The following is a 24,463-nucleotide window of genomic DNA, read 5'->3' on the forward strand; positions in this document are numbered from 1 at the left end:
CCGCGGCGTGTGGCGCGCCCGGGCGCCTCAGGCGAGCAGCTCGCGCACCTCGTCCGGGGTCAGCGCCGACCCGAACAGGTCCCCGTCGTCGATCACGGCGTCCACCAGCGCGGACTTCCGGGCCTGGAGCGCGACGACCTTCTCCTCGATCGTGCCCGCGGCGATCAGGCGGTAGACCATGACGTTCTTGTGCTGGCCGATGCGGTGCGTCCGGTCGATCGCCTGCTGCTCGGCGGCGGGGTTCCACCACGGGTCGAGCAGGAAGACGTAGTCCGCCTCGGTGAGGTTCAGCCCGGTGCCGCCGGCCTTGAGGCTGAGCAGGAACACCGGCGCGTCGCCGGTGCGGAACCCGTCGATCACGTCGGACCGCCGGGTGGTCGAGCCGTCGAGGTACGCGAAGTCCATCCCGGCGGCCGTCAGCCGGTCTGCGACGAGCGCCAGGTAGGACGTGAACTGGCTGAACACCAGCGCGCGGTGGCCCTCGGCGACCACGTCCTCGAGCTGCTCGAGCAGGGCGTCGATCTTCGCTGACGGGACCCCCGTGGCGGACGGGTCGATCAGCGTGGCGTCGAGCGCGAGCATGCGCAGCAGCGTCAGCGAGCGGTAGACGATGAACCGCTGCCGGTCCAGGTCGTCGACCAGCCCGAGGACCTTCTGCCGCTCGAGCTGCAGGTAGCGGTCGTACAGCGCGCGGTGCGTCGGGCCGAGCTCCACCGTGAGCACCTGCTCCTGCTTCTCGGGCAGGTCCGCGGCGACCAGGGCCTTCGTGCGGCGCAGCAGGAACGGCCGGATCCGCCGCCGGAGCCGGTCCAGCCGCTGGGAGCGGATCCGCTCCAGGTCGGCGGGCACGTCCCCGGCGCCCTCGCCGCCGGAGATCCCCTGGTGCACGCCCTCGATCGGCCGGACGTACTGGTCGCCGAACCGGCGCGCGGACGGCAGCAGCCCCGAGGTGGTGAGGGACAGCAGCGCGTGCAGCTCGGTGAGGGAGTTCTCGACCGGGGTGCCGGTGACCGCGACGGTGAACGGCACGGCCAGGTCGCGCGCCGCCTCGTGCACCCGCGCGGCGGGGTTCTTCACCTGCTGGGCCTCGTCGAGCAGCAGCCCCGCCCAGGCGACGTCCCGGTACGCCGCGGCGTCGAGCCGCAGCAGCGCGTAGCTGGTGACGACGACGTCGGCCCCCGCGGCGACCTCCGCGACCGTGCTGGCGCTCGCGGCCTCGGTCGCGGCGATCCGGCGGACGGTGAGCCCGGGCGTGAACCGTGCGGCCTCGGCGACCCAGTTCGGCACGACCGAGGTGGGGGCGACCACGAGGAACGGCCGCGGCGGCTCGTCGGCCGGCCGGGTCTCGACGGCGTGCTGCACCAGCGCGAGGCACTGCACCGTCTTGCCGAGCCCCATGTCGTCGGCCAGCACGCCGCCGAGGCGGTGCCGCCACAGGAACGCGAGCCAGGCGAACCCCTCGACCTGGTACGGCCGCAGCTCGGCCCGCAGGCCTCGGGGCAGCGGCGTCGCGCGCGGGGCGTCGGCCTCGTCGAGCAGCGCGCGCCACGGCTCGGCGGTCTCGACCTCGTCGGCCAGCTCCTCGAGCTCCCGCCACAGCGTCGTCTGGTGCCGGCTGATCCGCAGGCCCGTCTCCCACTCGGCGAGGTCCTGCGCCTCGGCGATGAGCGCGGCGAGCGGCTCGAGCGCCGGGTGGTCGAGCGAGAGGTACGTCCCGTCCACCAGCAGCAGCTTGGTGCGGCCCTTGGCCAGCGCGGAGAACAGCGGCACGAACGGGACGGTCCGCCCCTCCACGGTCACGGTGACGCCGAGGTCGAACCAGTCGTTCTGGTCGGTGGGCTGCGTGGTGATGGTCAGCACCGGAGCGCCGCGCAGCTCGCGGTAGTCCGGGGCGTCCCCGACGGCGTCCACCCGCACGCCGCGGCGCCGGGCGATCCGGGGCAGGGCCGTCGCGACGAACTCCGCCGCGTCCACGTCCCGCAGGGTCACCGGCACGGGCAGGTCCTCGCCGTCCGCCCACCACGCCGCCGGGACGACGCCCCGCGGCAGGAGCCTGCGCGGGTCCGGGGCGGGCCCCGACCGCGCGTGGGCGTCCCAGCTCCAGCTCAGGTCCACCACGTCCTGCGCCCCGTACCGGACGGTCAGCACGAGCGTCGGCGGCGCGGGCGGCGGCAGCGTCACGGTGCCGTCGGAGCTGCCGACCTCCAGGCCCGCGCGCAGGGCCGGCAGGTGCTCCCGGAGGAACTCCTCCGACCGGTCCGCCGGCACGACCACGCCGTCCCGCAGCGCGTCGGCGACGCTGCGGCCGCCCGGCGCCCCGAGCAGGGCGAGCTGCCGGGGGTCGAGCGGCGTGTCCGTCGGGGCGAGCACCAGGGTCCGCGGGTGCGCGAGGTCGACGACGTAGACGCCGTGGGTCCCGATGGCGTGCGCGTCGTGCACCGGCACGGGCTCGTCGTCCACGGTGAGCCGGGCACTGACCCGGATGCCCTCGCCGGCGCGGGTGGCGTCGAGGCTCAGCCGGGCCAGCGAGGCCACCCGGACGCTCGCCCCGGCACCGGACCCGACGAACGGGATGCCGAGCGACCGCGCCTGCGCCAGCAGCTCCCACAGCACGGGGTTCACGAACTCGTCCAGGTAGATCCACGCGGGGTCGCTGCCGGGCAGCGCCGGGCCGGCCGCGCGGTGCAGCGCACCGACCTGGCAGAACCACCGGTGCTGCTCGGGGTCCAGGTCGAGCCGCGCCTGCATGTGCGGCAGCGTCGACCACGTGACGTTGCCGCGCGTCCAGCCCCGGTCGGACCGCACGACCGGCCGGACGCCGAGGCGGTGCTCGCCGTTGCCGGGGGGCCCGTCCGCGCGGCCCTTCGCGCCCGGCGGCGCGACCGTGCGGGACGTCGGCCCGTTCCACCGGTCGCGGGTGTGCGGCGTCAGCTCCCGCAGCTCGAACTGGAGGGCCGACCGCCGGGAGCGGGGTGCTTCGCGCGCGGTGCCGCCCCACGCCAGCAGGCCGTCAAGGACGTCGCGCCACGCGTCGCCCGACCCGCCGGCAGGCGTCGCGGCGGGGTCGGGGGGGGGCACGCGGCGATCCTGGCACAGGGCCCCGACGCCCCCGCCCCGCCCGCGGGTCTGGCCCCGTGGCGCGGGGGTGCGGTGAGATGGGTGGGGTGCGGCAGCGCCGCCGCACCGCCCCGATCCCGGAGGACCCGCGATGGCGACGATCGTCTCGACCCTGTTCATCTCGCTCGACGGCGTCGCGGAGATCGACCCCGCCTGGCACTTCCCGTACTTCGACGAGCACATGGGCGCCGCGGTCGGCGAGGACTACGAGGGCACGGACGTGCTGCTGATCGGGCGCGTCACGTACGACAGCTTCGCGGGCGCGTGGCCGGAGCGGGAGTCCGCGGGCGGCGAGGACGCCACGTTCGCGGCGCAGCTCGGCGACACGCGCAAGGTCGTGGTCACCCGCGGGTCGCACGACCTGGGCTGGCGGAACGCCGAGCGGCTCGAGGGCGACCTGGTCGACGCGGTGACGGCGCTCAAGGCGCAGCCCGGGGTCGGCAAGGTCCTCGTCCCCGGGTCGCTGTCGGTGGTGCGGCAGCTGCTCGCCGCGGGCCTGCTGGACGAGCTGCGGCTGCTCGTGCACCCGGTGGCCGCGCGGCACGGTGAGCGGCTGTTCGACGAGGGGGAGCCGGTCTACCCCCTGCGGCTGCTGCGCTCGGACGTGTACCCGACCGGCGTCGTCCGCCTGGTCTACGCGCCGTCGGAGCTGCCGGCCTGACCCGCCGCGCTCAGGACGCGGCGAGCGCGGCGGTCGCCGCGTCCACGGCCGCCTTGGCGTCCTGCACCGGAGTGGTCCCCCGGAGCACGACGTCGATGTCGTCCGTGGTGACGTCGACGGCGGGCAGCGCCGCCGCGGCGTCGAGCGCCACGCGCAGCGCGTCCTGCGCCGCGGGGCTGCCCGTGCCGGCGGCCAGGGCCTGCTGCCCGGCGGCCACGGCCGCGTCCAGCTCCGCCCGTGCCTGCTCGTACGTGGTCACCGACTCGGCGACCTCGGCGTAGTAGTCGGCGGTCGCGATGGCGCCGATGGCGTCGTTCACCGCCGTGACGAGCCCGGACCCGGTCTCCGCGCGCTCCTCGGTCTCCGCCGCGCGCTCCTCGGCCGATCCCTCGGTGGGCGTGGAGGCGTCGAAGGACACGGCGGCGTCGTGCGCGTCGGCGAGCGCGGCGAGCAGCTCGGGGTCGGCGTCGTCCGCCCGGGTCGTCAGCCACTCGCCGGAGAGGTCGGTGATCTGCCCGAGCTCGACCTGGGTCTGCTCCAGCGCCGCGCTCGCGGAGTCGAGCCGGGCCAGCGCCGCCGGGTCCTCGCGCTGCTGGCCGAGGAGGAGGGCGGCCGCCGCCCCGAGGGCGACGAGGACGACGACGACCACGGCGGCGATCACGCGGCGGCTCCGGGCGGTGCTCGGTGCGGGGGCGGGTGCGGTGGCGGGCGGCGTGGCGGTCATGGCGGGAACCTGTCGATCCGGTCGGTGGTGCGGCAGCGGGGTCCATCGTCGCAGGCGCGAGGGCGGCTCCGCGGGAGGTCCGGCCCGGGACCCGACCCGGCCCGGCACGAGCGCGTCCGCCCCTGCGTGCTTCCTGAACGCCCCCTGTGGGTGGAAGGATGTGCCCATGACCTGCGTCGACGTCCCCGCCCGGCGGCCCGCGTGCTGAGCCGGACGGTCGACGTGGTGGTCGAGCTCCTGCTGCGCGTCGTCACGGCCGTCGCGCGCGCCGTCGTCCCGGGCCGCGACGTGCTCGCCGACGTCGCGGCCGGCTGGTCGTGGTCCGCGGCCATGTGGGCGGCGGTCGCGCTGGCCGCCGTGGCGCTGGCCGTCGGCGTGTGGACCGCGTTCTGGGACGACTGACGCGGGTCAGGCCTGCTGGACCGGGTACCGCCGCCCGCCCGCCCAGCGCTCCCACGGCCCGACCTCGACCGCCGCGCCCCCGAGCTGCAGCCGTCCGACCGCCCGGTTGAGCGCGTCGGGCACGCTGAACCGGAAGTGCCGGCTGCTGCCGCTGCGCACCCCGATCTCCAGGGCGGTCCCGGCGGGGCCCTCCTCCAGGACGGTCACCGTGAGGACGGGCGAGCTGAAGAACTCCGCCGGCTGCAGCAGCTGGGCCACGTTGAGGACGACCGCGAGGCGGTTCTTCACGCGGAGCGACCGGCCGTCCTTGCGGACGCGCAGGCGGCTGCGGCGCAGCTCTTCGGCGAGGACCGGCAGCACCGCCGCGGCCGGGGCGGCGACGCGGAGCGTGCAGACCGGGCGGCCGAACAGCGCACCCCACGGCTGCACCGGCCCGGCGCCCGGCACGGGAGCGCTCACGCCCGGTCCCGCCCGTCGCGCGGCTGCGGGAGCGGGGCTTGCTCGGCCGCACGCGCGCCGGGGCCCCAGGCGTCGAGCCGGGCCCGCGCGGCGGCGAGGTCGTCGGCCGCCTCGGTGACGTCCGCGGACTCCCGCGCGACGCCGGCGTAGGTCGCGAGCTGCTCGCGGGACCTCCGGACCAGCGCGGCCGCCTCCGGGGAGGCGTCCCGGCCCCCGAACACGTCGGCGAGCGTCGTCTCGCCCCGGTCGACGCGCTGCTGCACCCGGCGCCAGTCCGGGCCGAGGTCGCCGCGGCGCGCCGCCTCGGCGAGCTCCGCGCCGCGCCGGGCGTCGCGGTCCGCGTCCCGGCGGGAGCGGCGCTCGATCTCCTCCACCGCCGCCCGGATGCGGGCCATCGGGTCGACGCTCATGCGCGGGCCGCCCGGGTCGCGTACTCCGCGAGGTCCTCCAGGACCCCGAGCGTCTGGAACAGCTGCTGCTGGCCGCCGATGAAGCCGTCGATCGCGTCCACGACGCCCTCGATGATCGAGTACGCCAGGCGCACGTAGCTGATGATGTCCTGCACCAGGATGACCGCCTCCGCGGCGCCGGCGACCCACCCGACCACGGGCACGGCGGCCTCGGCGGCGAGCCGGATGAGCTTCTCGGAGACCTTCTTCAGGAGCATGCCGATCGCGATGCAGGCGGCCTGCGAGACGTACGCGATGTTCGTCGCGAGGCCCGAGATCGCGACGGCCGCGTGGCTCGCACCGAGGAACGCCCCCGAGCCCGCGACCATCGCGCCGCGGAACGCGTCGCCCGCGTCCCCCTGCCACCCGCTGGTCGTCGGGCTGGTGAGCCCGGCGAGGTTCTCCGCGATCGCGGTGAACGCCTGGCCCGTGCCGGACCACGCGGCGGCCGCGCGCTTGATGTCCTGGAAGTCCCCGCCGAACGGCTTGAAGACGACCTCCTCGAGGATCGAGAAGCCGACGAGCTGCTCCGCGACCCAGTCGATGCCGCCCAGCACGACGCCCGCGGACCAGCGCAGCTCCTGCACCTCGTTCACCCCGAGGTCCGGCGTCACCAGGTAGCTGCGCGGGTCGGCGGTCTCCTGGACCGGGCCGGCGGGCCCGGCCCAGCCCGCGACGTCCCCGACGAGGCCCCTCCCGGCGTCGACCAGCTGCCCGGCGCCCGGTCCCACCGCGTCCACGACGCCCCGGCCGGCGGCTGCGGCGACGGCGAGCGGCCGCAGCGGCGACGGGGAGAGCCCCGCGCGCAGCATGTCCTCGGCGACCTTCCCGGAGAACCACTGCGCCGGGTCGCCGAAGCCGTCCGGCGCGCCGCCTGCCGGCGGTCCGACGTCCGGCACGCCGTCGGCGGGGTTCGACCACGCGGCCATGGTCGCGCCGAGCCGGGCGGCGAGCCGCGCCTGCTCCTCGTACGCGCTCCGGTCGGCGTCGACGTAGGCCTCGACGCACCGGCCGACCGTGACGGCCGCGTGCGCGGTCACCTGCCCGGTGAGCTCCGCGGCCCGCGCCCCGGCCTCCAGCACGGCCAGCGCCGGCGGGGCGAGCATCGCGAGCAGCACGCCCGTGTCGTCGTGGATGCCGCCCTCGGCGCGCAGGTACCGGCCGATCGCCTCGGCGTGGCCCTGCTGCCGCGCGAGCACCTGCTGGGCCTGCACGAGGGTGGGGTAGGACACCTCGACGGTCACGCGTTCTCCTCCCGGCCGACGCGCGGGAACCTAGCAGAGCGCGCCGGCCGGCACACCCGCCCACGGCGTCCGGCGCGCGTGTCACCCGTGCGGCCTAGCCTGGGCAGATGCCCGAGGGTCACACCGTCCACCGCATCGCCCGCCAGTTCGCCCGGGACTTCGTCGGGCACCGCGTCGCCGTGTCGTCGCCGCAGGGCCGGTTCGCCGCCGGCGCCGCGCTGCTCGACGGCCGGGAGCTCCTCACGTCGGCGGCCGTCGGCAAGCAGCTGTTCCTCGGCTTCGAGGGCGGCCACGTGCTGCGGGTGCACCTCGGCCTGTACGGGGCGTGGGACTTCTTCGGCGTCGTCTCCCCGCTGGTCGACGGCACGGGGGCGGTCGCGAGCCTCGGGGCACCCCGGGTCCGCCGCTCGGTGCGGATGGGCGAGGGGGAGCGCGAGGGCGACGAGGGCGCCGAGGTCGAGGACTTCCCGCCCGCCCCGGTCGGGCAGGTGCGCGTGCGGCTCGCCACCGAGGCCACCGTCGCGGACCTGCGGGGGCCCACGGCGTGCGAGGTGCTCGACCCCGCCGCGACGGCGGCGGCGCTGGCGAAGCTCGGCCCGGACCCCTCGGTGGAGGACGACGTGCGCGCGCGCATGGCCGACCCGCACGCGGTGGCGGCGGCGACCGGCGCGGTGCTCGACGGTGGTCGCGGACCCGGCGGGGGCTCGGTGGCCGACGCCATGGCCCCGGGCGGCGGCACCGCGGCGGACGTCATGGTGCAGCGGCTGACGGCCCGCGGCACGCCGGTCGGCCAGCTGCTGATGGACCAGGCGGTCGTCGCCGGGATCGGGAACATCTACCGCGCGGAGCTGCTCTACCGGGCCCGCCTCGACCCGCACGTCCCCGGCAAGAAGGTCCCGGCGACGACCGCCCGGGCCCTCTGGGACGACTGGTCGGCGCTCCTGGCGGACGGCATCCGCACCGGGGTGATGATCACGCGGGAGGACCTGGACGAGGCCGGCCGGGCGGAGGCGCTGCGCGACCCGGAGGTGCGCCACTGGGTGTACGGGCGGGCCGGCGAGCCCTGCCGGACGTGCGGCAACCTCGTGGCGGTCGAGGAGATGGCCGGGCGCAAGCTCTACTGGTGCCCGACCTGCCAGCGCTGACCCCGACCGGGGCGGCGCGGGCGAGCCGCGAGTCCCGGGCGGCCCGCGCGGCCCGAGGTCAGGCGGCCGGGCGGCGCGTCATCGGCACGTGCGGGATGCCGTCCTCGTCGTAGGTCTCCCCGGCGCGCTCGAAGCCGAACCGCGCGTACCACTGCTCCAGGTGCGCCTGCGCGTGCAGGTGGATCGTCGCGTCCGGCCGGCACAGCGTGATGCCGTGCCGGATCAGCGCGGCCGCCACGCCGCGCCCGCGCGCGGCCTCGGCCGTCGCCACCCGCCCGATCGCGGGTGCGTCGCCGTCGGCGCGGAGCACCCGGATGCAGCCGAGCAGCTCGCCGTCGTCGTGCGCCCAGACCTGGAGCGTGTCCGGCAGCAGGTCCTGCCCGTCGAGGTCCGGGTAGGGGCAGTCCTGCTCGACCACGAACACGTCGACGCGGAGCCGCAGCAGCGGGTACAGCTCGGCGGCGGATATGTCGGCGGCGGTGCGGGTCTCGATCGTCACGGGCACCGGGTCAGCGTAGGTGCCGCCCCGGCTGCCGGGTGCGGGCTGCCGCCCCGGGCCCGGTCACTCCAGGTCGAAGTCCGCCACGAGCTTCGGGTCCGGGCGCCGCTCGCCCACCGGCACCTCGGCGGCGAGCACGTTGCCGCGGGTGGCCAGGGGGCACGCCCAGGCGGGGTCGTACGCGCAGGACGGGTTGTAGGCGAAGTTCAGGTCGAGGACGAGGCCGCCGTCGGGCGCCCGGCCGAGATCCGCGCCCTTGACCGTGTCGAGCAGGTACCGCCCGCCGCCGTAGGTCTCGCGGCCGGCCGTGCGGTCCTTCACCGGGACGAAGATGCCGCCGCCGTAGGTGCGCAGCGCCCACACCGACAGCACGCCGAGCTCGTCCAGCTCCACCCGGCCGACCCGGTCGAACGGCACCACGCCGTCGGTCCCGGTCGCGACCTCGAGGCGCTGCGCGGAGGTCGCGCGCACCCGCACCTCGAACCGGAACGCCGGGTCGTACGGGGCGACGTCGAGCCCGGTGAACACGGCCTTGGCCGCCGGCCGCAGCGGGGAGGCCGCGTGGTCGCCGAACAGCTCGTCGCGGCGGGCGACCCACTCGGCGTGCGCGGCGGCGGGGTCGTCCTGGGCGATGCGGCGCACGTCGGCGTAGGTCTGGGCGGTCCGGCGCCGCCAGTCGGCGACGGCCAGCGCGTCGAGCGCGAGACCGAGCTGCGTCACCATGCCCTCACCGTCTCACGCCCCGACCACGCCCGCGGTCCGCCCCACGCCCGCGGTCCGCCCCACGCCCGCGGTCCGCCCCACGCCCGCGGTCCAGCCGGCGCAGCGCGCGCACCTCCCGCACGGCCGTCGCGGCGCACACCACGCCGACCACGAGCGCCCACGGCCGCCCGCGCAGGGCGATCACCGCGCACACCACGGTCAGCGCGAGGGCGCCGACCACGACGGCGAGGCTCGACCACCGGACGCTGCGCAGCACGGTCCCGACGGTACCGCCGGACGCGCGGGCCGGGCGGCCGACGTGAAAGGCTCGGCCGCATGGACCTGAGGATCTTCACCGAACCGCAGCAGGGCGCCACGTACGACGACATCCTCGCCGTCGCGCGCGCCACCGAGGACCTGGGCTTCGACGCCTTCTTCCGCTCCGACCACTACCTGACGATGGGCGGGGACGGCCTGCCCGGCCCCACCGACGCGTGGACGACCCTCGCGGGTCTGGCGCGCGAGACCAGCCGCGTGCGCCTCGGCACGCTGGTCACGTCGGCGACGTTCCGGCACCCGGGCGTGCTGGCCATCCAGGTCGCGCAGGTGGACCAGATGTCCGGTGGCCGGGTGGAGCTCGGCCTGGGCGCCGGCTGGTTCGCGCAGGAGCACGCCGCGTACGGCATCCCGTTCCCGGAGAAGCGGTTCGGCCCGCTGACCGAGCAGCTGGAGATCATCACCGGCCTGTGGGGCACGCCCGTCGGGGAGCGGTTCTCCTACGCCGGCGAGCACTACACGCTGACCGACAGCCCGGCGCTGCCGAAGCCCGTCCAGACCTCGCCGCTGGACCCGTCGCGGGCCGGCGTGCCGGTGATCGTCGGCGGCCTGGGCCCGAAGCGGACGCCGGCGCTGGCCGCGCGGTTCGCGTCGGAGTTCAACCTGTCCTTCCCGCCCCTGGACCAGGTCGGCGAGAAGCTCGAGACCGTGCGGGAGGCCTGCCGGGCGATCGGCCGCGACCCGGAGTCGCTGACGATGTCGGTCGCGCTGGTGCTGGCGGCCGGCCGGGACGACGCCGAGGTGGACCGCCGCGCCGCCGCGATCGGCCGCGACCCGGTGGAGCTCCGTGAGGTCGGGATCGCCGGGACCACCACCGCGATCGTCGACCGCCTGGGCTCGCTGGCCGAGCTCGGCGTGAGCCGGGTCTACCTGCAGGTGCTGGACCTGCAGGACCTGGACCACCTGGAACTGGTGGCCTCCGAGGTCATGCCGCAGGTGCGCTGACCCCGGCGCCCTCGGTGGTGGCCCGCGACGCCGGACGACCCGTCCGGACCAGGTCGCGGGCCACCACCCCGGCCAGCACGACCAGCAGCACGTTCCGCACCGCGAGCACGACGGTCGGCACGGGCTGCTGCAGGGTGATCCCGTCGTAGGCGATCGGGAACACCACCTGCGTGAGCACCGCGATCACGAGCACGAGCACGGCGGGCGCCTGCCAGGACCGCAGCCCGCGTGCGCCGGGGCGGGCGAGGCCGACGACCACCGGCCCGGCCAGCCACCCGATGAACTGCGGCGACCCGACCTTGTTCGCGAGGATCAGCGTCACGGCGACCAGCAGCGCGCCCCGCGCGAGGAACCCCGCGGTGTCCAGCCCGTCGCCCGCCCGCCGGCGTACCCACCAGAGCAGGGCCGTCACGGCGGCCAGCGCCAGGGGCAGCACCAGCCCCAGGGCACCGGCCACCGCCGCGGTGCCGGGCCCGGCGATCTCCCACGTGGTGATCTCCTGGTTGAGCACCACCCGCACCGACGCGCTGCCGAGTCCCGCGAGCACCCACGGGGTCGCCGCGACGGACTCCACCTGCAGCCCCCGCTCGCCCTGCTCGGTGAGGAAGCTCGTCAGGTGCGCCAGCCCGCCGCCGGCCGCGACGGCTCCGGCCACCACGACGCACACGGCCGCCGCGGGCAGCACCAGGTCCCGCCACGGACGGCGCAGCACGAGCACGAGCGGCAGCAGCAGCGCCCCGGGCGCGACCTTCACCCACGCGCCGGCGGTCAGCAGCGCGGAGGCGACGGCCGGGTGCCGGAGCGCGACGGCGAGCGCCACCACGACGACGGGCGCGACCACCGCGTCCAGCCGGCCGACGGCCACCGGGCCGAGCATCAGGACGAACGCGATCCACCACCAGGCGCCGAGGGCGGGGTCGTGCCGGGGCGGGTCGACGACCCCGCGCACCGCCGCCGCACCCCGCGCCGGCGACCGGGGTGCGTACCGCAGCAGCACCCCGACGGCGACCGCGTCCAGCACGGTGACCAGCACCGACCACCCGAGGGCGTACGTGCGGGTGCCGACCGCGTCCACCAGGGCGGGCGCGAGCATGGGCAGCACCGCGCCGGCGGGGTACACCCAGTCGCCGTCCAGCACCGGCCACACGCCCTCGTGCAGGCCCTGCCACATCCACCAGCGGTACAGGTCGAGGTCCCAGAACGCCTTCGCGGGGATCAGCACGACGCCGACGTAGGCGATCCACCCGTGCACGACCAGGAACGCCGTCCACAGCGCGGTGCGGGAGCGCAGCAGGCGGTCGATGGCGGCACCTCCGGGGCGTCACGCGCGGGTGGACGGGCGGGTGGACGGGCGGCCACACCCTACGCGGGCGACCCAGTAGCCTGCCCAGCGGTGCCCGGACCCCCCGGGCGAGCGAGGAGAGGAACCGCGTGAGCGCGATCGGGTGGCGGGTGCACGGCGACGGCAGGCGCGTGGCGCCGGGGGCGGTCGTCGCCCCGGACGAGCGGCTGTCCTGGCCCCGGACCATCGGGATCGGGATGCAGCACGTCGTGGCGATGTTCGGCGCGACGTTCCTGGTGCCGCTGCTGACCGGCTTCTCCCCGGCGACGACGCTGCTGTTCTCGGCCATCGGGACGGTGACGTTCCTGCTCGTGACGGGGAACCGCCTGCCGTCGTACCTGGGGTCGAGCTTCGCGTTCATCGGCCCGATCGTCGCGGCGACCGCGTCGGGCGGGCAGTCGGCGGCGGTCGGCGGGATCCTCGTCACCGGCCTGCTGCTCGCGGCGATCGGCCTGGTGGTGCACCTGGCCGGGTCCCGGTGGATCGACCTGGTGATGCCGCCGGTGGTCACGGGCACCGTGGTCGCGCTCATCGGCTTCAACCTGGCGCCGACGGCCTGGGGCACCTGCGACGAGACGGGCGCGTGCAGCGGGTTCCGCGCCGCGCCGGTGACCGCGCTGGCGACGCTGGGGGCCATCGTGCTCGCGGCGGTGCTGTTCCGCGGCATCCTCGGGCGGCTGTCGATCCTCGTGGGCGTCGTGATCGGGTACGTCGTGGCGACGCTGCGCGGGGAGGTCGACTTCTCGGCGGTGGGCGACGCGGCGTGGTTCGGGCTGCCCGAGCTCGTCACCCCGACGTTCGAGCCGCGGCTGCTCGGCCTGTTCCTGCCCGTGGTGTTCGTGCTGATCGCCGAGAACGTCGGGCACGTGAAGTCCGTCGCCGCGATGACGGGCCGCGACCTGGACCCCCTGACCGGCCGCGCGCTGCTCGCTGACGGCCTGGCCACCACGTTCGCGGGCCTCGGCGGCGGCTCCGGCACCACTACGTACGCGGAGAACATCGGCGTCATGGCGGCGACCAAGGTCTACTCGACGGCGGCGTACTGGGTGGCCGCGGCCACCGCGCTGGTGCTCAGCCTGTCGCCGAAGTTCGGCGAGCTCATCAACACGATCCCGGCCGGCGTGCTCGGCGGTGCCACGACGGTGCTCTACGGGATGATCGGCGTGCTCGGCGCCCGCATCTGGGTGCAGAACCGCGTCGACTTCTCCGACCCGGTGAACCTCACGACCGCCGCCGTGGCGCTCGTGGTCGGCATCGCCAACTTCACGTGGACGGCGGGCGACCTCACGTTCACCGGCATCGCGCTGGGCACGGCCGCCGCGATCGGCGTCTACCACCTGATGCGCGCGGTGGCGCGGTGGCGCGGGACCAGCCAGGAGCCGGCGTCCCCGGCGTCCGTCCCGGGCGGGGCCGAGCTGGAGCGCTGAGCAGGACGCCGGCCGGGGGCCTCAGCCCTCGGCCGGTGCCTCGGTGGCCGGCGGCGGCACGGGCTGCGGGACGGCCGTGACCTGGTCGAGGGCGATGCAGCCCTCCGGCACGGCGAACGGCTGGTCGACCACGAGCACGACGTCGGCGGCCGCCACCAGCGCGCTGTACGACGAGCCGACGACCACGTCGACCGTCGCGTCGGCCCGGGTGTCGAGCACCAGCTGCGGGGTGTCGAACTGCGCGGCGAGCGTGTAGGCCGCCGCGACGCCCTGCGTGCCGAACTGGATCAGGGCGGTGCCGCTGTACGGCTGGTACCCGCGGTCCGCCGCGTTGGCCTGGCCGGCGATCGTGAAGCCGCGGGCCGCGAGCGCGTCGGCGGTGTCCCCGGCCAGCCCCACCCGGTTGGTCGCGTTGAGCACGGTGGCGGACACCTGCCCGTACGGCACGGGCGTCGCGCCCTCGGGCGGGCACGGCGAGTCCTCCGCGGCCAGCCCGGTCGGCTCGGGCGAGGAGAAGTCGCGCGCGAGCAGCGGCAGCGACACGTTGCCGGTGTACACCGCGGCGGCGCCCAGCCCGGCGACCGCCAGGCCGGTGAGCAGGACGCCGAACACGACGGCCTGGCGCTCGCGGGTGTGCCGGCGGCGTCGCTGTCGGGCGGCGTCGGGGGTGCGGTCAGCGCTCATCGGACTCGATCACCAGGACGCGCGCGTGCAGCACGGGCCGCTGCTGCAGGGCCGCGCGCACCGCCCGGTGCAGGCCGTCCTCCAGGTAGAGGACGCCGCGCCACTGCACGACGTGCGCGAACAGGTCGCCGTAGAACGTGGAGTCCTCCGACAGGAGGTTGTCCAGGTTCAGCGTGCGCTTGGTGGTGACCAGCTCGTCCAGGCGCACCTGGCGCGGCGGGACGTCCGCCCACTGCTTGGGCGTGACGAGGCCGTGGTCGGGATAGGGCCTGCCCTCGCCCACCGACTTGAAGATCACGCTCGCGAGTGTAGGTGAGAGCGACCCGCCCCGGGTGCACCGGCTCGCGGGACGGGACGTGCCCGTGCCACCCGGGTGAATCTGCCCGCGGGGGTCGCGCCCGGGGGTCTCGTGGCCGATGAGACCCGGTACGGGGGCGCACGGGGGAGTGCGAGCGAGCAGCACCGACGGGAGGTGGGCGATGCCGGCCGACGCACGTCGTCGTGCCCGGGCACGGATGCGCCTCATCGTGGGCGTCGTCGTGCCCGCGGGCCTGCTGCTGTCCTTCGCCGCGGCCGCCCTGGACGCGCACCAGCAGCGCGAGCGCGCCGACGCGTCCGCCCGCGGGGCGCTCGCCGTCACCGCGGAGGCCCTCCTGGCGCGCGTGGAGGTGCAGGTCCGGCTGGCGTGCACGTCCGCGTCGATGCTCACCCCCACGGAGACCACGTCCTGGGCCGACGGGGCGGCGGCCTGGGAGTCCCACCTGCGCGTGCTCGGCGGTCCCGCGACGGAGGCCGGCTCGACCGGCGCGGTCGCGTGGCTGCCCGCGCCGTCGTCCCCGGCGGACCGCGCCGGGGTGGTCACCGTCGCACCCACGGCCGCCGGTGCGACCGGTGCGGCGACCGGCGCCGTCCGCGTCGAGCGCGTCGTGCGGTTCGGGGACGCGTCGCTGGTCGACGACCTGCTGGCGGGCCGGGGGGACGTGGACGCGATCCGCGCGGTGGCCTCGGCGCTCACCCGCGCCCGGGACACCGGCCAGCCCACGCTGTCCGCGCCCTACCCGGTCGACCTGACCGCCGCGATGGACCCCTCCGACCTGGGGAAGGCGGCGCGCGCCGGGGACCCCGCCGGTTCCGAGGCGGCCGTCGCCGTGCCGGTCTACGACGGGCCGGTCGCCCCGACGAGCCCCGCGGAGCGGCAGCGCCGCCTGCTCGGCTGGACGCTCACCACGCTCCGGGTCGGCCCCATGCTGGACCACGTCACCACCCGGCCGCGGGACGCGACGCTCGTGCTCGACGACGGCACCCCGCTGGGCGTGCTGTCACGGGAGCCCGCCGCCGTGGCCGACGTCCTGCGCCCGGTCGGGACGACGCAGCAGCTCGACGTCCCGGTGGCGGGCCGGACCTGGACCCTGGTCGCCACCCAGCAGGACGTCCCGGCGGCGCTGTCCTGGTTCCCGCTGGCCGCGGGCGCGGTGCTGACGGCCCTGGTCGTCGGGATGGTCGCCTCCCGCGCCGCCGCGGAGGGGCGCGCCGTGGCGCTGGCCGCCGAACGCACCCGCGCGCTGGCCGCGCGGACCCGCGACCTCGAGTCGATCACCCGGAACACCCCCGACGCGCTGGCCCGGGTGGACGCCGACGCCCGGCTCCGGTTCGCGAACCGGGCGATGCGCGAGGCGGCGGGCCTGGGGGAGGACGACCTCGGCCGGCCCGTCGGGGAGCTCGCCGGCCGGTCGCCCGTGATGGACGCCGCGCGGGCGCTCGCGCACCACACCCTGGCGTTCGCGACCGAGCCCGGGGTGGACGCCGAGCGGGACCCCCGCTCGCTCATCAGCATGTCCGTGGAGTCGCGCGGGCACTGGTACGAGGTCCGCGTGGTCCCGGAGACCGGGCCGGACGGCTCGGTCGACTCCGTGCTGGTGGTCGCGCGCGACGTCACGCGGTTCCGCGAGGCGAAGGAGCGGCTGACGCACGCCGCGACGCACGACCCGCTCACCGGGCTGGCGAACCGCGACGTCGCCCGGGAGCGCGCGGTGGCGGCGCTGACGACCTCGCGGGTCGGGACGGCGCTCCTGCTGCTCGACCTCGACCGGTTCAAGCTGGTCAACGACTCCTACGGCCACGTCGTCGGCGACCAGCTGCTGCAGAGCGCGGCGACGCGCGTGGCGGCGGACCTGCCCGAGCGGGCGACGGCCGCGCGGCTGGGCGGCGACGAGTTCGTGGTGCTGCTGCCCGACGCGACCCCCGCGGTCGCCGAGGCGGCGGCCCTGCGGCTGGTCGCGGCGTTCGACCGGCCGTTCGCGCTGCACGACGAGGAGTTCGCCGTCGGGTGCAGCGTCGGCGTGGTGCACGCGGAGCCGGGCGCGCTGCCGTGGGACGAGCTGCTGCGGTGCGCGGACGTCGCGATGTACCGGGCGAAGGCGGCGGGCGGCGGCTGCCACCACTGGTACGAGGAGCACGGGGCGGACCGCGCCCGCCAGCGCCTGACCATGGCGGCGGACCTGCGGCGCGCCACCCGGGAGGGCGAGCTCTCGCTGGTCTACCAGGCCGAGGTCGACCTGGTCACCGGCCGGGTCGAGGGCGTCGAGGCCCTCATGCGCTGGACCAGCCGGACCCGCGGGCCGGTGTCGCCGGCCGAGTTCATCCCCGTGGCCGAGGAGACCGGGCTGATCGGCGACCTCGGCGCGTGGGCGCTGGACCGGGCGCTGCGCGAGGTGGCGGGGCACAACCGCGGCACCGGCAGCGACCTGCGCGTGTGGGTGAACGTGTCCCCGCGGCAGTTCGCGGGCAGCAACGACCGGCCCGACCTGGTGACGCTGGTGGTGGACACCCTCGCCGCGCACGACGCGCCACCGAGCTGGCTGGGCATCGAGGTCACCGAGAGCGCGCTGGCCGACGACGCCCGGGCCGTCCCCATGCTCCGCGCGCTGCGGGAGCTCGGCGTCGGGGTCGCGATCGACGACTTCGGCACCGGCTACTCGTCGCTCTCGCGGCTGCACGACTACCCGGTGACCCTGCTGAAGATCGACCAGTCGTTCGTGCGCGAGCTCGGGGGTTCCGGCCCGGCGGGGCCGCGCGCGGCGGGCGTCGTCGAGGCCGTCGTCGCGCTGGGGCGGTCGCTGGGCGCCGACGTCATCGCCGAGGGCGTGGAGGACGAGCCGCGGTACACCGCGCTGCGCTCCCTGGGCTGCGACCTCGCGCAGGGCTACCTGTTCGGGCGGCCCTGCACGTTCGCCGAGGCCGTCCGGCCGGTGGAGGTGCCGGGCGCGGCGCTGCCGGGGATGGTCGGCGCGCGCCCGCCCGGGCTCGGCTGAGGCACCGGCTGCAGCAGCAGCATCCACGTCGCGCACGCCGCCGCGAGCAGCGGGACCGCCAGGCCGATCCCCGTCGCCGGCACGACCACGCCCGAGTCGTTGAGGGCGAACCCGATGCCCAGCGTCACCGCGAGCGCGATGAGTCCCTTGAGCAGCATCGGGGCGTCCGTCGCGAGCCGGCGCACCGGCGCCCCGGCGGACAGCCACGCGTACGGGCCGCCGTCGGGGGCGCTGACCGCCGACCGCGCGGGGCGGCCGACGAGCAGCACGACGAGCAGCAGACCCCCGATGGCCAGCAGCGTCTGCTCGCTGCCGAACAGGATCCGCAGGTTCGCCTCGCCCTTGCGGAGCAGGACGGTCCACAGGCCGCCGTCGAGCACCGTGTCGATGAACCGGCCGAGGTGCGAGCGCTGGTCCGGCGGCCGCATCCAGTCGAGCAGCGCGATGCCGATCACGGTGACCGCGCCCGCCGCGAGCACCGCGAGCACCCGCCGCCAGCTCAGCCGGACGCCGGCCGTGAGCAGGGCGAGGATGGCGAAGCCGGGCACGAGGGCGGGCGGGCCGCCGAAGTCCGCGCCGATGCCCGGCATGCCGTCGACCACCGTCGCGACCAGCCCCATGCCGGCGACCACCGCGACCGCGAGGCCGCGGCGCCCGGCACGGAGCAGCGGGTCGGCGAACGCCACGGCCGCGAGGATCATCGCGGTGGCGAACAGGGCGAACGCGGGGTTGCCGAACCCGTAGAACCGGCCGGCGACCAGCGAGCCGGGCCCCATCATCGAGTCGAGCGCCAGCCGCGCACCGGTCGCCACGTCGACCGCCAGCACCACGGCGGTCACGGTGCCGACGACGCCGAGGGGGGCGAGCAGCCGGTCGCGCCACCACGGGACGAGCAGGGTGAGGGCGCCGATCAGCGTCACGAACAGCGCCACCGCGCCGGTCAGGGCCCAGGCCGGGGAGCCCGCGCGCCACCACGGCAGCAGGTTCGCCAGGAACGTCGACACGGGCACCGCGGCGACGGCCACGGCGGCCACCCGGATGGCGTGCAGCACGCGGCGCGGGTGCTCGGGGCCGCGGCGGCGCCCCGGCCGGAGGCGGTCCAGCACGCGCAGCCACCACAGCCGCACCCGGCCGTTCAGGCCGACCATGACGACCAGGTACAGCAGGAGGTTGAGCCCGACCCACAGCACGTAGAACCCGCCGACCAGCGGCTTGGCGGCCTGCGCGTGCCGGTTCTGGTCGATGAGGTACGCCACCCGCTCGCCCGCCATGGCGTCGTCCGGCGCGAACCGGACCGACGAGCCGACCAGCGCCCCCGCCGGCGCGAGGTCGCGGACGCCGAGGGCGTCGAGCACCGTCGGCGTGATGTCGGTCGCCTGCAGGTAGCCGTCCTGCCGGGTCGACGGCGACCCGATCATCCCGCCCGCGTAGGTGTCGCCGTCCACCGTCGGGCCGAGCGCCGCCGCGAGCTGCAGCTGCGCCCGGCGGCTGGAGTCGGCCACGGAGAACACGAGCACCGTCGCGTCGGGGGACTCCTCCCGCACCGCGTCCAGCACCGCGCCGACCCGGGCGTCGATCGCCTGCACCTGCTCGGCGCGCGTCGGCTCGATGACGACGTCGGTGCCGGACAGGTCGGGCACCTCCTGCTCGCCCGAGTCCGGGGCGGCGCCGTCCGCGTCCGACCGGCCGCGCGTCTGGTAGCCCGGGTCGCGGACCGTGCCGGCGTCGACGACCACGAGGGCCGACTGCCCGACGGCGGTCGCGACGGCGGACTCCAGAGCCCGCTCGTCCGCCGGCGACCGGACGTGCGTGCCGACCGGGGTGCCGTCCGCGTCCGCGAGCGCGATGGCCGCGCCCGGGCCGATCCCCGTCACCGGGAGGCCGGCCTCGGCGACCGTGTCCCCGAGGAGGCCCAGCCGGGAGTCGTACGGGGAGGCGGCCGTCGCGTCGAGGTAGTCCTGCCACCCCGGGACGGTGCCGCTGGCCAGCGGGTCGCGGAGCGTGCGGCACGTCCCGTCGGGTACCCGCACGTCGTCCGACCGGCCGCCCGCGGACACGGCCAGCCAGCCGGCGCTCGGGCAGGTGTACGACCAGCGGCTGCGGACCACCGTCGTGCCCACCGCGGCCTCGCGAGACAGCTCCCACAGCTCCGGGGTGGTGAGCGACCCGAGGTCGTCCCAGCGCAGGCCGGTCACGCCGACCAGCACCACCGGCTGCGCCGGCCCGGCGGCGTCCTCCGCGGCTGCCCGGTCCGCCGCGGCGGCGCCCGACGCCCCGGCGACCCACCCCAGCGCGACCGTCAGCAGCGCGGCGATTGCCGCGACCACGAGGCGCGACCCGGCCGCCGGGCGGGCGACCGCGCGGGCGGTCACGGGCGGGCGGTCGGCGGGCGTGGACGAGGGCACCGGGCCAGCGTACGGGCGCACTACTCTCGGACGGGTCGCGCGGAGCGGCTCTGCGGCGCACGTGCACGCGCGCCGCACAGGGCGCTCACGCGGCCGTCACGTGCACCGACGCGCCGGCGCCGGCGCAGCCCCGTCCCACCGCCCGACGACCCTGGAGGTCCGATGCCCGGCCGCCCCCGCTACGCCTACCTCGGCCCCGCGGGCACCTTCACGGAGGTCGCGCTGCGGCAGGTCGCGAGCCCCGAGGACGCGGACTACCTGCCGCAGGCGGACGTCGTGTCCGCGATCGAGGCCGTCCGCACCGGGGAGGCCGACCACGCGGTCGTGGCCATCGAGAGCACGATGGAGGGCGGGGTCACCGCGACCCTCGACGCGCTCGCGGTGGGCAGCCCCCTGGTGCTGCAGCGCGAGGTGCTCGTGCCCGTCGGGTTCACGCTGGTCGGCCGACCCGGGGTGCCCCTCGCGGACGTGCGGGCCGTGGCCGCCCACCCGCACGCCTGGGTGCAGTGCCGCCGCTGGCTCGCCGCCCACCTGCCCGGCGCGGCGCACGTCCCGGCCACGTCGAACACCGCCCCCGCGGCCCTCCTCGCCCGGGCGGCGGCGGACGGCTCGGACGCGCTGGGCTTCGACGCCGCGCTCGTCCCCCCGGCCGCCGTCGCGCACTACGGGCTCCGGGTGCTCGCCGAGGGCGTGGCGGACAACCCGCACGCCGTGACCCGGTTCGTCGTCATCGGCCGGCCCGGCGACATCCCCGCCCCGACCGGCGCGGACAAGACCACGCTCGTCGTGCACCTGCCGAGCAACGAGGCCGGCGCGCTGCTCACGATGCTCGAGCAGTTCGCGGCCCGCGGGGTGAACCTGTCCCGCATCGAGTCCCGTCCGATCGGCGACTCGCTCGGCCGGTACTCGTTCTCGATGGACGCCGAGGGGCACATCACCGAGGAGCGGATGGGCGAGGCGTTCATGGGCCTGCACCGGGTGTGCCCCCACGTGCGGTACCTGGGCTCCTACCCGCGCGCGGACGGGCAGCCCGCGGACGTGCACATCGGGACCGCGGACGCGGACTTCCGCGCCGCCCGGGACTGGCTGCGCGGGGTGCGCAGCGGCGACAGCGTCTGACGCTCGGGCCTGCGCGGCGGCTCGGGCCCCCGCGGCGGCTCAGGCCTGCGCGACCCGGACGACCAGCGCGCCCGGGTCCACCCGCGCGGCGATCTCCGTGGCCCTGCCCAGCACGTCCCCGTCGACCTGCACGAACTCGCCGCCGCCCACCGTGACGTGGACCTCGCGGGCCCGGGCGTGGTCGATGCGGCCGATCTTCGCGGGCATCTGGCTGCGGACGCCGACGCCCTGCAGCACGACCTCGCCGAGCAGCTGCGCCCACCCCGCGACGCCGCCGCGGGTGTCGATCGCGGCGACGTCGAGCCAGCCGTCGTCGAGCACGGCGTCGGGCAGCAGCGTGATGCCCCCGGGCAGCCGCCCGCAGTTGCCGATGAGCAGGCTCCGGACGCGCGCGGGCGCCTCGGGGGCGTCGTCCAGGCGGACGACGGTGCGCAGGCGGCGGCCGTGCAGGTGCTTGATGCCGGCGACGAAGTAGGCGACCCACCCGACGCGCGCCTTGAGGTCGTCGTCGGCGTCGGCCACCATCGCCGCGTCGAAGCCGATGCCCGCGATGACCAGGAAGATGTGGTCGCGGGGCACGTCGGTGTCGGCGGGCAGGTCGTCGGCGGCCTCGGCGATGTCGTCCTGGACGTCGGACTCGAACGCCAGCACCTTGATCCAGCCGACGTCGATGGTGCGGTCCGTGCCGTCGAGCGCGATCTGCAGCGCGGCGAGCGGGTCGCCGAGCGGGATGTCGAGGTTGCGCGCGAGCAGGTTGCCGGTGCCGACGGGGATGAGGCCCATCGGCACGCCGGTGCCGACCAGCGCCTCGGCGACGGCGCGCACGGTGCCGTCGCCGCCGAGCGCCACGACGACGTCGGCCCCGCGGGCGACCGCCTCACGGGCCTGGCCGATGCCCGGGTCCTCGAGCGTCGTCTCCAGCCACAGCGGCTCGGGCAGGTACTGCTCCGCGCAGGCGCGCCGGACGGTCGCCCGGAGATCCGGCACGTCGGGCTTGGAGGGGTTCGCGACGAACGCGACCAGCGGGCCGCGCGGCGACGGCCCCGCGGTGCCGGTGCTCTCGCCGGCCGACGCGGCGGGCACGGGGTCCGTCCCGCGCCGCGCGGGCAGCCCGCGCCGCTGGGCGGCCAGGCCGCGCCACGCCTGGACGGCGACCACGAGAGCGACGACCGACAGCACGGCCGCGACGACGGCGAGCCATCCCTCCCAGGTCATGCGAGGAATCTACGGGTGAACACCGACACGGGCACAGGTGGCCGGCGGGTCGTGCCGCGCGGCGCGGTCGGTAGGCTCGCCGTGTGATCGATCTGAAGCTGCTGCGGCAGGACCCCGACGTCGTCCGAGCGAGCCAGGTGGCGCGCGGCGACGACCCGGGCCTGGTGGACCAGGTGCTCGACGCGGACGCCCGGCGGCGTGCGGCCCTGACGGACTTCGAGACGCTGCGTGCGGAGCAGAAGTCCCTGGGCAAGAAGGTCGCCTCCGCCCAGGGCGACGAGAAGCAGGACCTGCTCGCGCAGGGCAAGCGGCTCGCGGAGCAGGTGAAGGCGCTGCAGGCCGACGCCGACGCCGCGGAGGCGCTGGCCACGGAGCTCGCGCGCCGGATCGGCAACGTCGTCGAGGACGGCGTCCCGGCGGGCGGCGAGGACGACTACGTCGTGCTGCGCCACGAGGGCACCCCCCGCGACTTCGCCGCCGAGCTCGGCCCGGACTTCCGCGTCCGGGACCACCTGGAGCTCGGCGAGGGCCTGCAGGCGATCGACACCGAGCGCGGCGCGAAGGTGTCCGGCGCGCGGTTCTACTACCTGACGGGCGTCGGCGCCCGCCTGGAGCTGGCGCTGCTGAACGCGGCGGTCGACCTCGCGCTCCGCGCGGGCTTCACGCCGGTCATCACGCCGACGCTGGTCAAGCCGGAGGTGATGGCGGGCACCGGGTTCCTCGGCGCGCACGCCGACGAGGTCTACCGGCTGGAGGCCGACGACCTGTACCTGGTCGGCACCAGCGAGGTCGCGCTCGCCGGGTACCACTCGGGGGAGATCCTCGACCTGTCGGCCGGCCCGAAGCGGTACGCCGGCTGGTCGGCCTGCTACCGGCGCGAGGCCGGGTCGTACGGCAAGGACACCCGCGGCATCATCCGCGTGCACCAGTTCCACAAGGTCGAGGCGTTCTCCTACACGACGGTCGAGGACGCCGCGGACGAGCACCGCCGCATCCTCGCCTGGGAGGAGGAGATGCTGGCCCTGGCCGAGCTGCCGTACCGGGTGATCGACACCGCGGCGGGCGACCTCGGGTCCAGCGCGGCGCGCAAGTTCGACTGCGAGGCGTGGCTCCCGAGCCAGGAGCGGTACCTGGAGCTGACGTCGACGTCGAACTGCACGACGTTCCAGGCCCGCCGCCTCGGCGTGCGGGAGCGCACCGCCGAGGGCGAGGTCCGGCCGGTCGCGACGCTGAACGGCACCCTGGCGACGACCCGGTGGATCGTCGCGATCCTGGAGAACCACCAGCAGGCCGACGGCTCCGTCCGGGTCCCGGAGGGCCTGCGGCCGTACCTCGGCGGCCTCGAGGTGCTGGAGCCGCAGCGGCCGGCGGGGGGCGCGTCGCGATGAGCCACCCGCGGACCGTGGCCGGCACGCTCGTCGCCCTCGACGTCGATGGCACGCTCATGACGTACGACGGCGTGATCTCCGACGACGTGCGCGCGTGCGTCGCGTCGCTGCGGGACGCCGGCGCCCACGTCGTGCTGGCCACCGGCCGGGCGGTCCGCAGCACCGTGCCCGTCATGGTGGAGCTCGGGCTCGAGGACGGCTGGGCGGTGTGCTCCAACGGAGCCGTGACGGCGCGGGTGCACCCGTCGTTCAGCGAGGGCTACGAGGTCACGAGCATGACGACCTTCGACCCCGAGCCGGCCCTGCGGGTGCTGCAGCTCGAGCTCCCGGACGCGCTGTTCGCGGTCGAGGACCTCGGGCGGGGGTTCCGGGTGTCACGGCCGTTCCCGGACGGCGAGCTCACCGGTGACCAGGAGGTCGTGCCGTTCGACCGGCTGGTCGCGGAGCCCGCGACCCGCGTCGTCGTGCGCGACCCGGGCAGCACGCCCGAGGAGTTCCAGGCGCTGGTCGAGCGCGTCGGCCTGCGGCAGGTCAGCTACGCCGTCGGCTGGTCCGCGTGGCTGGACCTGACGCCGGGCGGCGTGTCCAAGGCCAGCGCCCTGGAGGAGCTGCGGCGGGAGCTCGACGTCGAGCCGTTCGCGACGGTGGCCGTCGGCGACGGGGCGAACGACATCGAGATGCTCCAGTGGGCGGCGCGCGGCGTCGCGATGGGCCACGCGGCGGACCCGGTGCGCGCGGCGGCCGACGAGGTCACCGGCACGATCGCCGACGACGGCGCCGTCGCCGTGCTGCGGAGCATCGGGCGCGAGACGGCCTGACCTGCGGGTTGCGGTAGCGCTCCCACAGGGACAGCGCTCACCGGAGGGGGTGGACCGCGCCCCGTCCCGCG

General features: G+C 76.5%; 22 protein-coding genes. 9 read left to right on the top strand and 13 right to left on the bottom strand.

Features of this window, described 5'->3' with window-relative positions; all coding sequences use genetic code 11:
- Positions 1–27: 27 nt before the first annotated feature.
- Positions 28–3,078, bottom strand: a complete 3,051-nt coding sequence (locus tag QNH85_RS03715) for a DEAD/DEAH box helicase (RefSeq protein ID WP_282944731.1) — start codon at positions 3,076–3,078, stop codon at positions 28–30.
- A 130-nt stretch (positions 3,079–3,208) separates the two neighbouring features.
- On the opposite strand from QNH85_RS03715, the gene QNH85_RS03720 reads away from it, so the two are divergent.
- A complete protein-coding gene (locus tag QNH85_RS03720; RefSeq protein ID WP_282944733.1) occupies positions 3,209–3,778 on the top strand; it encodes a dihydrofolate reductase family protein in 570 nt (189 codons plus the stop codon).
- Between the two features lie 10 nt (positions 3,779–3,788).
- Here the strand turns inward: QNH85_RS03720 and QNH85_RS03725 are convergent, their stop codons facing one another.
- On the bottom strand, positions 3,789–4,502 hold the full coding sequence (locus QNH85_RS03725) for a hypothetical protein (RefSeq protein WP_282944735.1): 714 nt from the start codon (positions 4,500–4,502) through the stop codon (positions 3,789–3,791).
- A 201-nt stretch (positions 4,503–4,703) separates the two neighbouring features.
- On the opposite strand from QNH85_RS03725, the gene QNH85_RS03730 reads away from it, so the two are divergent.
- Positions 4,704–4,904 carry a hypothetical protein gene (locus tag QNH85_RS03730; RefSeq protein ID WP_282944736.1) on the top strand — a complete coding sequence of 67 codons (201 nt, stop codon included), beginning with the start codon at positions 4,704–4,706 and terminating at the stop codon, positions 4,902–4,904.
- A gap of 6 nt (positions 4,905–4,910) precedes the next feature.
- On the opposite strand, the gene QNH85_RS03735 is transcribed toward QNH85_RS03730, so the two are convergent.
- The 3 genes from QNH85_RS03735 to QNH85_RS03745 are packed head-to-tail and all read right to left on the bottom strand — an operon-like array spanning position 4,911 to position 7,056.
- Complete coding sequence (locus QNH85_RS03735) at positions 4,911–5,363, bottom strand: hypothetical protein (protein ID WP_282944738.1); 453 nt, start codon at positions 5,361–5,363, stop codon at positions 4,911–4,913.
- Positions 5,360–5,773 carry a hypothetical protein gene (locus tag QNH85_RS03740; protein ID WP_282944739.1) on the bottom strand — a complete coding sequence of 138 codons (414 nt, stop codon included), beginning with the start codon at positions 5,771–5,773 and terminating at the stop codon, positions 5,360–5,362. Before QNH85_RS03740 ends, QNH85_RS03735 begins: the two co-directional genes overlap by 4 nt.
- Entirely contained in the window at positions 5,770–7,056 is a 1,287-nt protein-coding gene (locus tag QNH85_RS03745) for a WXG100 family type VII secretion target (protein ID WP_282944740.1), read from the bottom strand. The genes QNH85_RS03740 and QNH85_RS03745 overlap by 4 nt, the downstream gene beginning before the upstream one ends.
- Positions 7,057–7,163: 107 nt before the next feature.
- Between QNH85_RS03745 and QNH85_RS03750 the strand changes: the two genes are divergently transcribed.
- Positions 7,164–8,201 carry an Fpg/Nei family DNA glycosylase gene (locus QNH85_RS03750; RefSeq protein WP_282944742.1) on the top strand — a complete coding sequence of 346 codons (1,038 nt, stop codon included), beginning with the start codon at positions 7,164–7,166 and terminating at the stop codon, positions 8,199–8,201.
- Between the two features lie 58 nt (positions 8,202–8,259).
- Here QNH85_RS03750 and QNH85_RS03755 read toward each other — a convergent pair whose 3' ends face one another.
- From QNH85_RS03755 to QNH85_RS03765, 3 genes are read right to left on the bottom strand one after another with little or no spacing between them, the layout of a single operon-like run.
- Complete coding sequence (locus tag QNH85_RS03755; protein WP_282944743.1) at positions 8,260–8,706, bottom strand: GNAT family N-acetyltransferase; 447 nt, start codon at positions 8,704–8,706, stop codon at positions 8,260–8,262.
- A 57-nt stretch (positions 8,707–8,763) separates the two neighbouring features.
- Complete coding sequence (locus QNH85_RS03760; RefSeq protein WP_282944744.1) at positions 8,764–9,423, bottom strand: DUF1684 domain-containing protein; 660 nt, start codon at positions 9,421–9,423, stop codon at positions 8,764–8,766.
- Positions 9,424–9,427: 4 nt separating this feature from the next.
- Entirely contained in the window at positions 9,428–9,679 is a 252-nt protein-coding gene (locus QNH85_RS03765; protein WP_282944746.1) for a hypothetical protein, read from the bottom strand.
- Positions 9,680–9,738: 59 nt separating this feature from the next.
- Between QNH85_RS03765 and QNH85_RS03770 the strand changes: the two genes are divergently transcribed.
- On the top strand, positions 9,739–10,683 hold the full coding sequence (locus QNH85_RS03770; RefSeq protein ID WP_282944747.1) for an LLM class F420-dependent oxidoreductase: 945 nt from the start codon (positions 9,739–9,741) through the stop codon (positions 10,681–10,683).
- On the opposite strand, the gene QNH85_RS03775 is transcribed toward QNH85_RS03770, so the two are convergent.
- A complete protein-coding gene (locus tag QNH85_RS03775; RefSeq protein ID WP_282944748.1) occupies positions 10,664–11,935 on the bottom strand; it encodes a glycosyltransferase 87 family protein in 1,272 nt (423 codons plus the stop codon). The genes QNH85_RS03770 and QNH85_RS03775 overlap by 20 nt on opposite strands.
- Positions 11,936–12,114: 179 nt before the next feature.
- Here QNH85_RS03775 and QNH85_RS03780 point away from each other — a divergent pair, with 179 nt between their 5' ends.
- Positions 12,115–13,452, top strand: a complete 1,338-nt coding sequence (locus QNH85_RS03780; RefSeq protein ID WP_282944749.1) for a uracil-xanthine permease family protein — start codon at positions 12,115–12,117, stop codon at positions 13,450–13,452.
- Between the two features lie 21 nt (positions 13,453–13,473).
- Here the strand turns inward: QNH85_RS03780 and QNH85_RS03785 are convergent, their stop codons facing one another.
- Both QNH85_RS03785 and QNH85_RS03790 read right to left on the bottom strand, forming a co-directional pair.
- On the bottom strand, positions 13,474–14,136 hold the full coding sequence (locus tag QNH85_RS03785; protein ID WP_282944750.1) for a LytR C-terminal domain-containing protein: 663 nt from the start codon (positions 14,134–14,136) through the stop codon (positions 13,474–13,476).
- Positions 14,126–14,434: a type II toxin-antitoxin system VapB family antitoxin gene (locus QNH85_RS03790; protein ID WP_147794834.1), complete on the bottom strand. Its 309-nt coding sequence runs from the start codon at positions 14,432–14,434 to the stop codon at positions 14,126–14,128. The genes QNH85_RS03785 and QNH85_RS03790 overlap by 11 nt, the downstream gene beginning before the upstream one ends.
- Before the next feature lie 181 nt (positions 14,435–14,615).
- Between QNH85_RS03790 and QNH85_RS03795 the strand changes: the two genes are divergently transcribed.
- Positions 14,616–17,447, top strand: coding sequence for a bifunctional diguanylate cyclase/phosphodiesterase (locus QNH85_RS03795; protein ID WP_282944754.1), 2,832 nt, complete (start codon positions 14,616–14,618; stop codon positions 17,445–17,447).
- Here the strand turns inward: QNH85_RS03795 and QNH85_RS03800 are convergent.
- Positions 17,339–19,852 (bottom strand): hypothetical protein, encoded by a 2,514-nt coding sequence (locus QNH85_RS03800; protein ID WP_282944756.1) that lies wholly within the window; start codon positions 19,850–19,852, stop codon positions 17,339–17,341. The two genes, QNH85_RS03795 and QNH85_RS03800, sit on opposite strands and share 109 nt — an antisense overlap.
- A 162-nt stretch (positions 19,853–20,014) precedes the next feature.
- On the opposite strand from QNH85_RS03800, the gene pheA reads away from it, so the two are divergent.
- A complete protein-coding gene (gene pheA, locus QNH85_RS03805) occupies positions 20,015–20,971 on the top strand; it encodes a prephenate dehydratase (protein ID WP_282944757.1) in 957 nt (318 codons plus the stop codon).
- 39 nt (positions 20,972–21,010) lie between these two features.
- Here the strand turns inward: pheA and QNH85_RS03810 are convergent, their stop codons facing one another.
- Positions 21,011–22,186: a diacylglycerol/lipid kinase family protein gene (locus QNH85_RS03810; RefSeq protein ID WP_282944759.1), complete on the bottom strand. Its 1,176-nt coding sequence runs from the start codon at positions 22,184–22,186 to the stop codon at positions 21,011–21,013.
- Between the two features lie 83 nt (positions 22,187–22,269).
- Here QNH85_RS03810 and serS point away from each other — a divergent pair, with 83 nt between their 5' ends.
- Both serS and QNH85_RS03820 read left to right on the top strand, forming a co-directional pair.
- Positions 22,270–23,574, top strand: a complete 1,305-nt coding sequence (serS, locus tag QNH85_RS03815; RefSeq protein WP_282944760.1) for a serine--tRNA ligase — start codon at positions 22,270–22,272, stop codon at positions 23,572–23,574.
- A complete protein-coding gene (locus tag QNH85_RS03820; protein ID WP_282944762.1) occupies positions 23,571–24,392 on the top strand; it encodes an HAD family hydrolase in 822 nt (273 codons plus the stop codon). Before serS ends, QNH85_RS03820 begins: the two co-directional genes overlap by 4 nt.
- The last annotated feature ends 71 nt before the right edge of the window (positions 24,393–24,463 follow it).

Origin of the sequence: Cellulomonas endometrii (genome assembly GCF_949769265.1) — a bacterium.
In the GTDB taxonomy this organism is placed as follows: domain Bacteria; phylum Actinomycetota; class Actinomycetes; order Actinomycetales; family Cellulomonadaceae; genus Cellulomonas; species Cellulomonas endometrii.

Excerpts from the sequence above, each read along its gene's own strand:
- QNH85_RS03820 (WP_282944762.1), top strand. The coding sequence starts at position 23,571 with ATGAGCCACCCGCGGACCGTGGCCGGCACGCTCGTCGCCCTCGACGTC.
- QNH85_RS03770 (WP_282944747.1), top strand. The coding sequence starts at position 9,739 with ATGGACCTGAGGATCTTCACCGAACCGCAGCAGGGCGCCACGTACGAC.
- QNH85_RS03785 (WP_282944750.1), bottom strand. The coding sequence starts at position 14,136 with ATGAGCGCTGACCGCACCCCCGACGCCGCCCGACAGCGACGCCGCCGG.
- QNH85_RS03760 (WP_282944744.1), bottom strand. The coding sequence starts at position 9,423 with ATGGTGACGCAGCTCGGTCTCGCGCTCGACGCGCTGGCCGTCGCCGAC.
- QNH85_RS03795 (WP_282944754.1), top strand. The coding sequence starts at position 14,616 with ATGCCGGCCGACGCACGTCGTCGTGCCCGGGCACGGATGCGCCTCATC.
- QNH85_RS03725 (WP_282944735.1), bottom strand. The coding sequence starts at position 4,502 with ATGACCGCCACGCCGCCCGCCACCGCACCCGCCCCCGCACCGAGCACC.
- pheA (WP_282944757.1), top strand. The coding sequence starts at position 20,015 with ATGCCCGGCCGCCCCCGCTACGCCTACCTCGGCCCCGCGGGCACCTTC.
- QNH85_RS03720 (WP_282944733.1), top strand. The coding sequence starts at position 3,209 with ATGGCGACGATCGTCTCGACCCTGTTCATCTCGCTCGACGGCGTCGCG.
- QNH85_RS03750 (WP_282944742.1), top strand. The coding sequence starts at position 7,164 with ATGCCCGAGGGTCACACCGTCCACCGCATCGCCCGCCAGTTCGCCCGG.
- QNH85_RS03740 (WP_282944739.1), bottom strand. The coding sequence starts at position 5,773 with ATGAGCGTCGACCCGATGGCCCGCATCCGGGCGGCGGTGGAGGAGATC.
- QNH85_RS03810 (WP_282944759.1), bottom strand. The coding sequence starts at position 22,186 with ATGACCTGGGAGGGATGGCTCGCCGTCGTCGCGGCCGTGCTGTCGGTC.